Origin of the sequence: Mycobacterium sp. 134 (genome assembly GCF_048282715.1) — a bacterium.
Classification (GTDB): Bacteria; Actinomycetota; Actinomycetes; order Mycobacteriales; family Mycobacteriaceae; genus Mycobacterium; species Mycobacterium septicum.
This window is the reverse complement of the sequence record NZ_JBLVUN010000008.1, coordinates 2,555,553-2,569,291: the sequence shown is the minus strand read 5'-3', so window position 1 is coordinate 2,569,291 and position 13,739 is coordinate 2,555,553. Positions and strand designations below refer to the sequence as shown.

Sequence of the window (13,739 nt, the reverse complement as noted above, 5' to 3'; positions counted from 1 at the left end):
TGTGTTACAGCCCTGGAAGACTTAGCAGGAGAGGTCGCCCGGGGAGGTTCCGTTGACGAAGAAACCCAGCACGGCGGTGTCCACGCAGGCGTTCCCGTTGAACACCACGGTGTGTTGGGTGCCGCGGAAGGAGATCAGCGCCGCGCCCATTTGCCGGGCCAAGTCCACGCCGGCCTGATACGGCGTGGCGGGGTCTCCGGTCGTGGACACCACCACGACCTTGCCCGGTCCGGGCCCGGTGACCGGGTGCGGCGCAGACGTGGCAGGAACCGGCCACAGGGCGCAGATGTCGCGGGGCGCGTATCCGGTGAACTCTCCGTAGGCCATGAACGGTGCCACAGCCCGGATCTGCTGATCGGCGTCGGCCCACACCGCCGGGTCGGTGGGGAACGTTGAGTCGACGCAGCGGATCGCGGTGAAGGCGTCCTGCATGTTCTTGTAGTGACCGTTTTCGTCGCGGCGCCAGTAGTCGTCGGCGAGCAACAGCAGGTCACTGGCATCGGTGCCGCGCGTCAACCCGAGCAGCCCGCTGGTCAGGTAGGGCCAGTACCGCGCCGAGTACAGGGCGTTGCCGCTACCGGTGATCGCGTCGGCGTAGCCGAGTCCGCGCGGGTCCGAGGTGGTGGCCGGCGTCGTCGCCAGTGGAGCCACCAGTCCCTTGAACCGGCCGACGAACTGGGCGGGATCGATGCCCAGCGGGCAGTCTGCCGATTGCGCGCAGTCCGCGGCGTAGGTGTCGAAGGCCTTCTGGAAGCCGGCGAGCTGGCGGATGTTCTTGGTGATGGGGTCCAGGCTGGGATCGATTGCCCCGTCGAGCACCATGGTGCGCACCCGCTCGCCGAACTGTTCGGCGTACGCGCCGCCGAGTTCGGTGCCGTAGGAGAAGCCCAGATAGTTGATCTGGTCCTCCCCCAGCGCGGCCCGCACCGCGTCCATGTCCCGCACCGCCGACGCGGTGCCCACGTTGGCCAGGAACGGTGCTCCCATGCGGTCCAGGCACTGCTGGGCGAACTGGCGGTAGACGTCTTCGATGTGGGCGACCCCGGCCGGGCTGTAATCGGTCAGCGACTCGCGGCGGTACGCGTCGATCTCGGCGTCGGTGCGGCAACGCAGCTCCGGGGTGGAATGCCCGACGCCGCGCGGATCGAAGCCGACGAGATCGAAATGGTCGGTGAGTGGTGAGCCGGCCAGCGCGGCGCCCATGCCGGCCACCGTGTCCACCGCCGAGGCACCCGGGCCGCCGGGGTTGATGAACAACGCGCCGATCCGGGCACCGGTGGCCGGTATCCGGATGACCGCCAATTGCGCTTGCGCGCCTTGGGGATCCGCGGAATTCCAGTCCAGCGGTACCGGGACGGTGCTGCATTGTGCGGTCGGGATCGCGGCCGGATTCTGCACCCAGCTGGCGCAACTCCCCCATTCCGGCCCCGATTCCGGAGCAGCCTGCGCGACCGGGCAGACCACGGCGGTGGCACCGAGCAGCGCCGCCGCCAAAACACGTCCTGCCCCGCCCACCCACCGCACGGCAGTCATGGTCGCACGGCGGTCGGTACCGGGTCTGTGCCTGAGGCCGACCAGAGATCGGCCGGAGACCATCCGGTGACCTTGCCGGCCCGATCGGTCAGCAGCGGGTCCCGGGCGGCGGCACCGTCACGTCCACGAGGTAGGTGGCGGCGATGTCGTCGATGCACTTGTTGCCCTGGAACACCACGGTGTGCTGGGTGCCCTCGAAGGTCACCAGGGTGCCGCCGAGCTGACGGGCCAGGTCGACACCGGCCTGGTACGGCGTCGCCGGGTCGTTGGTGGTCGACACGATCAACGTCGGGGGCAGCCCCTTCACCGAGATCTCGTGCGGCTTGCTGGTCGGGGGCACCGGCCAGAACGCGCAGGTGCCCAGCGGGGCGTGCCCGGTGAATTCGCCGTAGCTCATGAACGGCGCCACCTCGCGGGCCCGCCGGTCCTCGTCGACGACGGTGGCCCGGTCGGTGATGGCGGGCTTGTCCACGCAGTTGACCGCGACGCGCACGTCGGTCGAATTGTTGTAGTGGCCCTTGGCATCCCGACCCATGTAGAGGTCGGCCAGCGCCAGCATCACATCGCCGTTGCCGTTCTTCAGCCCGGTCAGGCCCTCGGTCAGGTGCCGCCACAGATTCGGCGAGTACAGCGGCAGGATGGTGCCCACGGTGGCGTCGCTGTAGCTGAGCCCGCGCGGATCCCGCGTCTTGGCCGGGTGTTCCACCAGCGGGTCGACCAGGCTCTTGTACACCTCGACGGCCTTGGCCGGATCCGTGCCCAGCGGGCAGTCGGGGTTCTTGGTGGCGCAGTCGGTGGCGTAGTCGTCGAAGGCCTTCTGGAATGCCGCGGCCTGGCGGATGTCTTCTTCGACCGGATCCGCATTGGGGTCGACGGCGCCGTCGAGGATCATCGCGCGGACCTTCTCCGGGAACTGCTCGGCGTAGGTCGCACCGATGCGGGTGCCGTAGGAATAGCCCAGGTAGGTCAGCTTGTCGTCGCCGAGCGCGACCCGGATCGCGTCGAGATCCTTGGCGACGTTCTCGGTGCCGACGTTCTCCAGGAACTCCTTGCCCATCTTGTCGACGCAGCGCTGGACGAAGTCCTTGGTTTCCTTCTCCAGGTGCTCCACACCCTCTGGGGTGTATTCCACCGTCGGATCGGCGCGCAGCCGGTCGTTGTCCTCGTCGGAGTTGCACCACACCGCGGGCGTCGAGGACCCGACGCCGCGCGGGTCGAACCCGACGATGTCGAAGCGGTCCTTGACCGACTGCGGCAGGCCGGACAGCAGGGAGACGGCCGATTCCACCCCGGACTCGCCGGGGCCACCGGGGTTGATCACCAGCGAGCCGATCTTCTGGCCCGCGGCCGGGAAGCGGATCATCGCCAGGCGGGCGATCTCGCCCTCTGGCTTCGAGTAGTCGACCGGCACCGACAGCAGCCCGCATTCGGCGTTGTCGGGGATCTGCGCGTGGTCACCCGAACCGGCGTTGCACGGCAGCCATTGCACCGGCGTGCCGGGCCGTGGGACCGCAATCTGGGCTTCCCCGTCGACCACCTGGGTGCAGCCCGCCGCGGCGACCGCCGTCGTCGCCAGCAGCGCGCCGAACCTCATCCTGAACTTCATGGCTGACCATGCTGCCATGGCACGACATCGCCGCAGGCCCGACCTATCGCGACGCGCGGTGGGACTATCGGGTAGCGGCGAGGAGTTCTTCGAGCGCCACGTGGAAATCGTCGGCCATGTCCCACAGGTCAGGCAGCAGATCCGGGCAGGACATGATGCCGACGTCGAGCATGCCGGTCAGTGACATCACGGTGATGTTGAGACCCGATCCGTGGAAGATCGGGCCCAGCGGGTACATGGCCTTGACCTCACAGCCCAACATGTACAGCGGCTCCTGCGGCCCCGGCACGTTGGAGATGACGAGATTGTGGACGGGTTTGGCCCCGGACAGCCGACTGGCCGCGTACACCCGCATCGCGGCGCCGAACACCGCGGGCGCGGCGAATTGTGTCCAGTCCTGGAGCAGCGTCGCACCGATCGCGGAGCTGTGTTGCTTGGCAACCGAATTCGACGCGGCGATGGCCCGCAGCCGCTCGGCCGGATCGTCGATGTTGGTTTCGAGCTTGGAGAACATCCCCGATACCTGATTGCGCCCGGGCCGGTCGGAACGGTCATGCACGGACACCGGCACCATCGCGACAAGGGAGGTCTCGGGCAGTTCGCCTCGGTCGTGCAGGAAGGTACGCAGGACGCCGGACACCAGCGCCATCACCACATCGTTGACCTTGACGTCGAAGTGGTTCTTGACGGTCTTGATGTCCTCGAGATCCAACTGGGCGAACGCGACGCTGCGCTGCCCGGTGATGTTGGTGTTGAACGCGGTCTTCGGTGCATTGAACGGGGCGGCCATCGCCTGGCCGTTGAAGGCCCGGCGCACGGTGTCGATGACGGTGCTCGCGGTGGAGGGCAGCACATTGGCCAGCTTCAGTGGGCGGGCCGCGAACCTGAGTGCACCGCTGATGGCGATCTCGGCGCCGGTGGCGCCGCCCACCCCGTCGACCGGCTCCGGCGGCGGTGCGTCCGCCTCGGTGGTGCACAACTGCGACATCAGGTTGGCACCGGTCACCCCGTCCACGCCGGAATGGTGCACCTTGGTCATCAGCGCCAACCGGCCGCCGGCATGGGCGTCGGTGCCCGCCACGTTCTCGATGACCCACATCTCCCACAGCGGCCGGGTCCGGTCCAGCGGCAGCGAGGCGATGTGGCCGCAGATCTCGGACAGCTCGGCCCGCCCGCCGGGTGCGGGTAGGCCGATCCGGTGGAGATGCCTGCTGACGTCAAAGTCCTTGTCTTCCACCCGAACCGGATGGTCGAGATTGAACCGGCTGTCGGCCAGTTTCTCCCGGAATTGCGGCATCGCCTTGACGGTCAGCGACAGCGCGTCACGCAAGCGGTCGAACGTGTAGCCGCCCGGCATGGTCGACGTGTCCAGTTCGAGCACCGAGCACACGTGCATCGGCTGCGCCGCGGTTTCGAGATACAGGAAACTGGCGTCGAGTCCGCTGAGCCGTTGCATGCCGCTGATGTTAGGTCGCGATGCTGAAACTGTGAGGAAATCCACTCGAACGTCGCTTTTGCCTTCATTCCCCGCGGTGGCAGACTGACAGAGTCCGACGAACCCGGGGACCGCAGAGCGGCCTCGAGGATCGAACCGACCATCACAAGGGACGACGATGTCTGAACAGTCTGTTTATGGTGCTTCCGAAACCGCCGCGGAGTCCGTGGCAGCCAAGCCGCGGACCAAGGTCCGCACGCTCACGCTGCAGAAATGGAAGTCCGAGGGGCACAAGTGGGCGATGCTCACCTGTTACGACTACTCCAGTGCGCGCGTGTTCGACGAGGCCGACATTCCGGTGCTCCTCGTGGGCGACTCGGCGGCAAACGTCGTGTACGGCTACGACACCACCGTGCCGATCACGATCGACGAGCTGATCCCGTTGGCCCGCGCGGTCGTCAAGGGTGCCCCGCATGCGCTGGTCGTGGCCGACCTGCCGTTCGGCAGCTACGAGAGCAGCCCGGCCCAGGCGCTGGCCACCGCCACCCGCTTCATGAAGGAGACCGGCGCGCAGGCGATCAAGCTGGAGGGCGGTGAGCGGATGGCCGAACAGATCGCGACGCTGTCGGCCGCCGGCATCCCGGTGGTGGCGCACATCGGCTTCACCCCGCAGAGCGTGAACGGGCTGGGCGGGTTCCGCGTCCAGGGCCGCGGCGACGCTGCCGAGCAGACCATCCACGACGCGATCGCCGTGCAGGAAGCCGGTGCGATCGCGGTGGTACTCGAGATGGTGCCCGCAGAGTTGGCGACCCAGATCACGGGCAAGCTGACGATCCCCACGGTCGGCATCGGTGCCGGCCCCAATTGCGATGCCCAGGTGCTGGTCTGGCAGGACATGGCCGGGCTCACCAGCGGCAAGACCGCCAAGTTCGTCAAGCGTTTCGGTGACGTGGGCGGCGAACTGCACCGCGCGGCAGCGCAGTACGCCAACGACGTGGCGACCGGGGTGTTCCCGGCCGAAGAGCACAGCTACTGATCTCGGCTTCAGGCCAGCGCGTCACCGAGTTTGACGAGTAACCGGGTCAGCGTTGCCTTGTCCGCACTGGTGAGGCCGGCGAACATCTCGTGTGCAGCGGCGATGTAGTCGGCCCGCCAGTGCCGGGCTTGCTCCTGCCCCTCGGCCGTCGTCGTCAATCGCACTGCCCGGCGGTCGTTTTCATCGGGTGCACGGACCACCAGCCCTTCCCGCACCAGAGCCTCGACGAGGGTTGATGCGGTGGCCTGGGTGACACCGACCGCCCTGGCCACCTCGGCCGAGCGGACCGGTTGCATCCGTTCGATCTCGGCGAGCAGCTTGGACCGCGGAGTCGACACACCGCGGTCGCCGAGGCGTTCGTCGAATGCGCGGACAACGGACTTGGCAGCGCGCCCGAAGGCATCGGCCAGTTCTGCCGCGCTCCGTTGCTCGTCGTTCACGACGGTTCTCCTCTGATTCGTTGACAGAGAATATCAGTGCTCATATAGTTTGATCTCATATAGTTAGAGATCTAACGAAAGGTCCGCCATGACCTCCCCACAGACATTCTCGCTAGGGTCGCGGGTCGTCCGACGCGTCGGATTCGGCGCGATGCAGTTGCCCGGGCCCGGGGTGTTCGGCCCGCCCCGTGACCACGACCAGGCGGTCGCGGTATTGCGCCGCGCCGTCGAACTCGGTGTCGACCACATCGATACCGCCCAGTTCTACGGGCCGGATGTCGCCAACGAACTCATCCGGGAGGCGCTGCACCCCTACCCGCAGAACCTGGCGCTTGTCAGCAAGGTCGGTGGCAGGCGCGACGCCCAGGCCAACTGGCTCCCGGCACAACAACCCGCCGAACTGCGGCACAGCATCGAAGAGAACCTGCGCACCCTGGGGGTCGACCAGCTTGCCGTGGTCAACCTGCGGCTCTTCGGGGCCGACATCGGGGGTCCCGCCGAGGTCGACCACGGGTTGTTCGAGCAGCAACTGGACACCCTGATCACGGCTCGCGACGAAGGCCTCATCGCCGGCATCGGGCTGAGCAGCGCCTCACGTGAGCATGTGGAGATCGCGCTGGAGCGCACCGAGATCGCCTGCGTGCAGAACGCCTACAACCTCGCCGACCGCACCTCGCAGCCCGTGCTCGACCTGTGCGTCGAACACGACATCGCCTTCGTCCCGTTCTTCCCGCTGGGTTCGGCGTTCGCCGCGGACAATCCGGTCCTGGGCCATCCGACGATCCGGCGGGTGGCCACCGAACTGGGACGTACGCCGGCGCAGATCGCGTTGGCGTGGACGTTGAATGTCGCGCCGAACGTGCTGCTGATTCCGGGAACGTCCTCGGTTGCCCACCTGGAGGAGAACCTGGCCGTCGCGGATATCGAGCTGCCGGCTGATCTCACCATCGAACCGGCGGCCGCCGGCCCGGCAGCCGGCTAGGCGAAGTCGGGCTTGCGCTTGGCCAGGAACGCGTCGACGCCTTCGCGGCCGTCGGCGGAGTTGGCCCGCTGGGCGATGAACCGGCCTTCGGCCGCCATCTGCTCTTCGAGGCTGTTCTTGAACGAGGACACCAGCAGCGACTTGACCGCACCGTTGGATCCGCCGGAGCCCGCCGCGACCTGCTCGGCCAGTTTCGTGGCGCGGGCCGCGAGTTCGTCCCCGGCGACCACCTCGGTGATCAGTCCCCAGTCCTGCGCCTCGACGGCCGAGAGCGTGCGGTTGGTCAGGATGAGCTCCTGCGCCCGGCGCAGTCCGACCAGTCGAGGCAGGTGGTAGGACGCGCTGCCGTCGGGGCTCAGCCCCACCTTGGTGTAGGCCATGGTGAAAGTGGCCGATTCGGCGGCCAGCACCAGGTCACCGGCCACCGCCAGGCTGAACCCTGCGCCGGCGGCGGTGCCGTTGACCGCTGTGATCAGCACGGCGTCCATCCGGGCGAACGACGAGATGGCCTGGTGCAGGTCGTCGGCGACGCCCTTGATGAACCGGCCGCGGTCGGGCGCGGTGGCGAACGACTTCAGGTCACCTCCGGCGCAGAAGAACCGGCCCGCACCGGTCAGCACCACGGCCTTGGTACCGGGTGTGTCGCAGCGCCGGGCAGCGTCGGCCAGTTCGCGAGTCATGGTGTCGTTCATGCCATTCGCAGCATCGGGGCGGTTCAGCGTGATGTGCGCGACGGCGCCGGACTGCTCGAACGAGATGGCTTCATAGGTGGGCTCGGTCACGGCCCGAACTCTAGCGGGCCGGGGATTGCGGCGGCCGCAGCCCCAGCCGGGCGGCGGTGGCGTCCTCCAACGGGCCGAAATCACCGTCGAACCCGAGGATCCGCAGCGCCCCCTCCCCGATCGCCCAGGGCTGTGCCGGCGCGCGCTCGACATCGTCGGAACGGCTGTTGACCACCGATTCCACCAATCGGAACGGCAGGTCAGCGGCATCGGGCGGGCCTGCGCATTCGGTGATCACCGCCTCCGACAGCCTCCGGTACACCTCGCGCAGCTCGGCACGGCGGCGGCGGAACGGTTCGAACCGGTCGGTGCGCAGCTCGGGAAGCAGGTACAGCGCACCCAGATTCCACCGGCTCGCGCACAGCTGGTGCGCATCGGCGACCGCGAGAGTGTGCAGGTGCTGCGCCGCGGGCCCCGCGCTGTCGAGCAGCTCGGCACCCAGGCGAAGGGCATCGTCGACGGTGCCGGCCAGCAACGCGTCGAGGATGTCGTCCTTGGTGGCGAAATGGTGATAGAGCGAGGCTTGCCGGACCCCGACTTCGTCGGCGATGCGCCGTGTCGAGGTGCTGGCGTAGCCGTGGGTGGTGAACAGCTCGGCGGCGGCATCGAGAATCTGTTCACGGGCAGTCGTGCCCGGTCTGCGTGGCCGCTCCAGCCGCGGGCGTCCACGCCCGGCAGCGGTGTTCGCCGGTGTCGTCTCAGCCGCCATGTCAGCAACACTAGGAGACGCTTGCGGACATCACCGACAGCGCGGTGGAGACAGCGGCAAGTCTTGACGTTGCTGTGACCAGACACCGGTCGTGGCACCCACCCGGATATGGCACGCTGGTCCCATCCGATCTCCCGCCTCCGGTGCACAGCGAAGGTGACTATGGCCCCCGGCAAATCCAAGACCGCGAGGTACACCGAAATCGAGCGGAAGTTCGCGGTCACCGAGAACACCGTCTCGCCGTCGTTCGAGGGGCTGTCGGCCATCGCCGAGGTCGCACGCGTGGAAACCCAGCACCTGGATGCGGTGTACTTCGACACCCCGAACCGCGACCTTGCCGCGCACCGCATCACATTGCGGCGCCGCACCGGCGGCAGCGACGCAGGCTGGCACCTGAAGCTTCCGGCCGGCGTCGACACCCGCACCGAGGTGCGCACGCCGCTGGGCACGGCAACCGACACCGTGCCCGAGGATCTGCGCGACATCGTGCTTGCGATCGTCCGGGACCGGCCGCTGTCCCCGGTGGCCCGGATCAGCACCCAGCGCAACGTGGAAGTCCTGCGCGGAGCCGACGGCGTCGGCCTTGCCGAGTTCTGCGACGACCGGGTGACCGCTTCGGTCACCGGCGAGGAAGCCGATGCACAGAGCTGGCGAGAGTGGGAGCTGGAGCTGCTCACCGCCGATGTGCCCGACGACCTGATGGACCGGCTGTCGAACCGGCTGGCGGATGCCGGCGCGGAACCGGCCGGGCACGGTTCGAAGCTGGCCAAGGTGCTCGGCACGGATGTGGCCCCGGCTCCGGCTCCCCCGGCCGACCCGGTGCACCGGGCCATCGCCGAGCAAATCGAGGCGCTGCTGGTGTGGGACCGCGCGGTACGCGGGGACGCCTACGACTCGGTACATCAGATGCGGGTGACCACCCGCAAGATCCGGAGTCTGCTGCAGGAGTCCAAGGACGCCTTCGGCCTCGACGACGACGGCTGGGTGCTCGACGAGCTGCGTGCGCTTGCCGCAGTGCTGGGTGTGGCCCGCGATGCCGAGGTGCTGGCCGAGCGCTATCAGCGCGCACTCGACGAGATGCCCGCCGAGCTGGTCCGCGGGCCGGTTCGCCAGCGGCTGGTCGAGGGCGCCAACCGCCGCTACACCGCGGGCTGGCGGCGCTCCCTGCTCGCGATGCGCTCGGAGCGCTACTTCCGGCTGCTGGACGCGCTCGAGGAGCTGGTCAGCGCCGAGCAACCGGAATCCGCCCGCGCCGCAACGAAATCGGTGAACATCGACGCGGCGTACAAGCGGGTTCGCAAGGCCGCCAAGACCGCTGCGGCGGCCGACAGCGATGCCGAGGCCAGCGCCGAGGAGAAGGACGAGGCGCTGCACCGAATCCGCAAGGGCGCCAAGAGACTTCGCTACACCGCAGCGGCCACCGGGGCGGCCAGGGTGTCCGAGCGCGCCAAGAGCATCCAGACGTTGCTGGGCGATCACCAGGACAGTGTGGTGAGCAAGGCCCATCTGAGCACGCAGGCCGACGCCGCCCATGCCGCCGGTGAGGACACCTTCACCTACGGGCTGCTGTATCAGCAGGAGGACGACCTGGCACAGCATTCCCGGGCGCTGCTGCAGGATGCGCTCAAGCAGTTGGACAAGGCGGTTCGCAAGACCCACTAGGTGGGCCGGTTGCGGAGCGGGGGCGAACGAGTTGGCCTCTAAGCCGGATTCTGTCCCGGCTCTCCCGTTACCAGGAGGGCCGGCGGCGACCATCCATCTGGACACACCGTCGCCGGGTGCCTCAAGCGGCCTACCCGCAGGCTCGGGCGAGCAGCCCTCAGGCGCCTGCGCGACCGCAACCAGGTTGCGGCCTTCTTGGCCTTGCTTCGGGTGGGGTTTGCCTAGCCACCCCGGTCACCCGGGGTGCTGGTGCGCTCTTACCGCACCGTTTCACCCTTACCATTTCTGGCGGTCTGTTTTCTGTGGCACTTTCCCGCGAGTCACCTCGGATTGCCGTTAGCAATCACCCTGCTCTGTGAAGTCCGGACTTTCCTCGACCCCGGTTCGCACCGGTGCCGCGGCCGCCCGGCCAACTCGTTCGCGCTGATCACCGTACCGTTAATCGCATGGTCCAGGTACCACCGGCACGATATTTGCTCCGTGCGAAGGATCTCGCGGATGTCCGTTACGCGGATCCGATCACCGTCGACGACCTCGCGGCGGCCGCCGGATTGTCCCGGGCGCACTTCAGCCGGATGTTCACCCGCACCTTCGGTGAGTCTCCACGGGCCTACCTGCAGAGCCGGCGCCTCGAGCGGGCGGCGGCGCTGCTGCGCAACACCGACCGTTCGGTCGCCGACATCTGCGTGATGGTCGGCCTGCAGAGCGTGGGCTCGTTCACCACGAACTTCGCGCGGGTGTACGGCAAGCCCCCGGCCGCCTACCGGGCGAGCTTGCCGCCGGCCATGCTCCGCGCCCCGGTGCCCAGTTGCATCCTGGCGCGCGACACGCGGCGTCCCCACGCCGGCCGGCCCAAGACAGCACAAACGGAGAAGACGGCCGGACCGGACCGCACGTAGCGTCGGGCCATGATGAAAATCGCTTACACGCACCTGTGGGTTCACGATCAGGAAGTCGCGCTGAAATTCTGGACCGAGAAGGTGGGAATGGAAGTGCGCGAGGATGTTTCGTTCCCCGAAGAGATGGGCGCATTCCGGTGGCTCACGGTCGGCCCGCCCGGACAAGACGAGGTCGGCATCGTGCTGATGGCCGTGCCGGGCGAGCCCGTGATGGATGAGCAGACGCAGAAGCAGGTCCAGGACCTGACCGCAAAGGGCTTCGCCGGCACGGTGTTTCTGACCACCGAGGACTGTCAGAAGAGCTACGAGGAGCTGACCGCACGCGGTGTCGAGTTCACCGAACCGCCGAACCAGATGCCCTACGGCATCGATTCCGGCTTCCGTGACCCGTCGGGCAACAGCATCCGGCTGACCCAGCGCACGGACATCCCCGCCACCGCTTAGCCATTGGCCTTGCGGCGGCGGGGACGGCCCGTCAACGCCGCCGCAGCACCATCACGTTGTCGACCAGGATGCCGGGCTGACCGTCGGGCCCCGTCGCCTCCCGCTCGTCGGTTCCCACCCGGATCCGTTCCCATTGCGCGTCATCGAGGTTCAGTGAGTCGACGACGTCATTGGCACTGGGGAAGGCGAACTTGCGGACGTGCTCGGGGGCCCAGGGCGGCGCGGCACCGTGATCGACGATGACCAGCAGGCCGCCGTCGGCCACCGCACCGGCGGCACGCCGCAGCAACCCGGCGCGGTCCATGGCGATCGGTGACTGCAGGAACTGGGCCGAGACCAGGTCGAAACGGCCGGACGGCAGGCTCTCGGACAGGTCGTGGCGTTCGAACGTGATGCGGTCCGCCACGCCCCGTTCCTGCGCCTCGGCCGCGGCCCGGGCGAGCGCGGTGTCAGAGACGTCGACGCCCGTCACCTGCCAGCCCTGCTCGGCCAGCCAGACGGAGTCACCGCCCTCGCCGCAGCCGAGATCCAGCGCCCGGCCCGCCGGCAGGTCCGCGGCGATCTTGGCCAGTTGGGCATTGACCCGTCCGCTCCAGATGCGACCCCGCTGCCCGTAATGCCGTTCCCAGTACTGGGCGGTGACGGCCGTCTGGGCGGGCCACGGCGGTACCGGGAGCCCGACGTCCTCGCCGAGCAGGTGCTGCACGACGGCGGCGCCGGCCTGGCTGCCCGATGCCACCGCCGTGGCCACCTGCGGCATCTGGGCACCGAGGTCCCCCGCGGCGAAGAGTCCGGGCACCGAGGTGCGGGCGAACGCGTCGACGACGAGGGCGTCCACGGCGATCGGCCCGGGCGCTGAGACGGCACCGAGGTGCGCCGCCAGCGGCGAGCGTTGGTGCAGTGTGGCAGCGACGAGTGCCCCGCTCCTGGCCAGCCGGGCGCCGTCGGTGAACTCGACGGCCGCCAGTTGGCCTTCGTGCGCGACGAAGCGGGCGATCGGTCGCTCGTCGACGCTGATTCCGACCGCGTCCAACTGCTTGACCTGTGCGTCGTCCAGCCCGCTGTCACCGTCGGTGAGCACCACCAGATCCTCGGTCCAGCCGCGCATCATCAGTGCCGAGTGCACCGCACGGTCCCCCTGGGCGATCACGGCGACCGGCGCGTCGCGCATCTCCCAGCCATGGCAGAACGGGCAGTGGAAAACCGAAGCGCCCCAAAGCCCTTCGAGACCGTCGATGTCCTTCGACCGGTACTCCATGCCGGTGGCCAGCAGCACCGTCCTGGCCTGCTCTCGGGTCCTGTCGGCCAGCTCCAGCGCGAATCCCGGCTCCCCGCGCACGACTTCGCCGCTGCGCACCTCCACCGTGGGGTAGGCGGCCAACTCGGCACGACCCGCCGCATAGAGGTCGGCGGGGGGGCGGCCGTCGCTGCCCAGCAGGCCGCCGATGCCGTGTGCGGCCAGGTTGCTCTGATTCCCCGCATCCACCAGCAGTACCCGTCGCCGGCCGGCCCAGCACCAGCGCCGCACTCAGGCCGGCCGCCCCGCCGCCGACGATGACGCAATCCCAGATGTTTTCCATGCCTTCGAGCTTGCCCAATCACATGGCAAAGTGCCAAGCTATTTTGCCATGGAGGCAAACGCTGCCGAGCCCACCGACATCGACGCCCTGGTCCGCAGTCGCCTGCGGGAGTTGCGGGCCCAACGGGGGCTCACCCTGGAAGACGTCGCGCGCCGCGCCCAGATCGACGTGTCGACACTGAGCCGGCTGGAATCGGGCAAGCGCCGACTGGCCCTGGACCACCTGCCCCGGTTGGCCGCCGCCCTGTCGGTGACCACCGACGAGTTGCTGCGCGCGCCGCAGGCCGAGGACCCCCGGGTCAGCGGCAGCTCACACACCCACCACGACATCACGTACTGGCCGTTGACCAGGCAGGGCCCGGCGGCCGGGTTGCACGCCTACAAGGTCCGGATCAGCGCGAAGCGCCGCAAGCCGCCCACCGAATTCCCCGTCCACGAAGGACGCGACTGGATGTACGTGCTGTCCGGACAGTTGCGCCTGATCCTGGGCGAGCAGGACTTCGTCGTCAATCCCGGTGAGGCCGTGGAATTCTCGACCTGGACACCGCACTGGTTCGGGGTGGTCGACGGACCGGTCGAGGCGATCACCATCTTCGGTCCGCACGGCGAGCAACTACACCTGCACGCCTGAC

General features: G+C 68.5%; 13 protein-coding genes, 1 other RNA gene and 1 pseudogene. 6 read left to right on the top strand and 9 right to left on the bottom strand.

What is annotated here, in order from left to right; all coding sequences use genetic code 11:
* Positions 1-21 precede the first annotated feature (21 nt).
* The 3 genes from ACNQVK_RS17025 to ACNQVK_RS17015 form a co-directional block, all read right to left on the bottom strand.
* On the bottom strand, positions 22-1,533 hold the full coding sequence (locus ACNQVK_RS17025; protein ID WP_418030453.1) for an alpha/beta hydrolase: 1,512 nt from the start codon (positions 1,531-1,533) through the stop codon (positions 22-24).
* Positions 1,534-1,621: 88 nt separating this feature from the next.
* The gene (locus ACNQVK_RS17020; RefSeq protein ID WP_418030452.1) at positions 1,622-3,139 is read right to left on the bottom strand and encodes an alpha/beta hydrolase; all 1,518 of its coding nucleotides are present in this window, start codon (positions 3,137-3,139) and stop codon (positions 1,622-1,624) included.
* 64 nt (positions 3,140-3,203) lie between these two features.
* The gene (locus ACNQVK_RS17015) at positions 3,204-4,595 is read right to left on the bottom strand and encodes a WS/DGAT/MGAT family O-acyltransferase (RefSeq protein WP_409550634.1); all 1,392 of its coding nucleotides are present in this window, start codon (positions 4,593-4,595) and stop codon (positions 3,204-3,206) included.
* 157 nt (positions 4,596-4,752) lie between these two features.
* Here ACNQVK_RS17015 and panB point away from each other — a divergent pair, with 157 nt between their 5' ends.
* Positions 4,753-5,610, top strand: coding sequence for a 3-methyl-2-oxobutanoate hydroxymethyltransferase (gene panB, locus ACNQVK_RS17010; RefSeq protein ID WP_418030451.1), 858 nt, complete (start codon positions 4,753-4,755; stop codon positions 5,608-5,610).
* Between the two features lie 8 nt (positions 5,611-5,618).
* On the opposite strand, the gene ACNQVK_RS17005 is transcribed toward panB, so the two are convergent.
* The gene (locus ACNQVK_RS17005; RefSeq protein WP_418030450.1) at positions 5,619-6,050 is read right to left on the bottom strand and encodes a MarR family winged helix-turn-helix transcriptional regulator; all 432 of its coding nucleotides are present in this window, start codon (positions 6,048-6,050) and stop codon (positions 5,619-5,621) included.
* An 88-nt stretch (positions 6,051-6,138) separates the two neighbouring features.
* Here ACNQVK_RS17005 and ACNQVK_RS17000 point away from each other — a divergent pair, with 88 nt between their 5' ends.
* Positions 6,139-7,032, top strand: coding sequence for an oxidoreductase (locus tag ACNQVK_RS17000; protein WP_418030449.1), 894 nt, complete (start codon positions 6,139-6,141; stop codon positions 7,030-7,032).
* Here the strand turns inward: ACNQVK_RS17000 and ACNQVK_RS16995 are convergent.
* Positions 7,029-7,814, bottom strand: coding sequence for an enoyl-CoA hydratase/isomerase family protein (locus tag ACNQVK_RS16995; RefSeq protein ID WP_418030448.1), 786 nt, complete (start codon positions 7,812-7,814; stop codon positions 7,029-7,031). The genes ACNQVK_RS17000 and ACNQVK_RS16995 overlap by 4 nt on opposite strands.
* A gap of 10 nt (positions 7,815-7,824) precedes the next feature.
* Positions 7,825-8,523 (bottom strand): TetR/AcrR family transcriptional regulator, encoded by a 699-nt coding sequence (locus ACNQVK_RS16990; protein ID WP_418030447.1) that lies wholly within the window; start codon positions 8,521-8,523, stop codon positions 7,825-7,827.
* A gap of 162 nt (positions 8,524-8,685) precedes the next feature.
* On the opposite strand from ACNQVK_RS16990, the gene ACNQVK_RS16985 reads away from it, so the two are divergent.
* A complete protein-coding gene (locus ACNQVK_RS16985; protein WP_418030446.1) occupies positions 8,686-10,185 on the top strand; it encodes a CHAD domain-containing protein in 1,500 nt (499 codons plus the stop codon).
* 23 nt (positions 10,186-10,208) lie between these two features.
* On the opposite strand, the gene rnpB is transcribed toward ACNQVK_RS16985, so the two are convergent.
* Positions 10,209-10,602, bottom strand: an RNA gene (gene rnpB / locus ACNQVK_RS16980) — RNase P RNA component class A.
* 29 nt (positions 10,603-10,631) lie between these two features.
* Between rnpB and ACNQVK_RS16975 the strand changes: the two genes are divergently transcribed.
* Together ACNQVK_RS16975 and ACNQVK_RS16970 are read left to right on the top strand one after the other, a co-directional pair.
* Complete coding sequence (locus ACNQVK_RS16975) at positions 10,632-11,084, top strand: helix-turn-helix transcriptional regulator (RefSeq protein WP_418030445.1); 453 nt, start codon at positions 10,632-10,634, stop codon at positions 11,082-11,084.
* Positions 11,085-11,093: 9 nt separating this feature from the next.
* Entirely contained in the window at positions 11,094-11,528 is a 435-nt protein-coding gene (locus ACNQVK_RS16970) for a VOC family protein (RefSeq protein ID WP_276129805.1), read from the top strand.
* Between the two features lie 31 nt (positions 11,529-11,559).
* On the opposite strand, the gene ACNQVK_RS16965 is transcribed toward ACNQVK_RS16970, so the two are convergent.
* Both ACNQVK_RS16965 and ACNQVK_RS16960 read right to left on the bottom strand, forming a co-directional pair.
* The gene (locus ACNQVK_RS16965; protein WP_418034188.1) at positions 11,560-12,126 is read right to left on the bottom strand and encodes an SAM-dependent methyltransferase; all 567 of its coding nucleotides are present in this window, start codon (positions 12,124-12,126) and stop codon (positions 11,560-11,562) included.
* Positions 12,127-12,189: 63 nt separating this feature from the next.
* Positions 12,190-13,108 (bottom strand): annotated as a pseudogene (locus ACNQVK_RS16960) (NAD(P)/FAD-dependent oxidoreductase); the annotation flags it as partial.
* A 48-nt stretch (positions 13,109-13,156) separates the two neighbouring features.
* On the opposite strand from ACNQVK_RS16960, the gene ACNQVK_RS16955 reads away from it, so the two are divergent.
* Positions 13,157-13,738: a helix-turn-helix domain-containing protein gene (locus ACNQVK_RS16955; protein ID WP_418030444.1), complete on the top strand. Its 582-nt coding sequence runs from the start codon at positions 13,157-13,159 to the stop codon at positions 13,736-13,738.
* The last annotated feature ends 1 nt before the right edge of the window (position 13,739 follow it).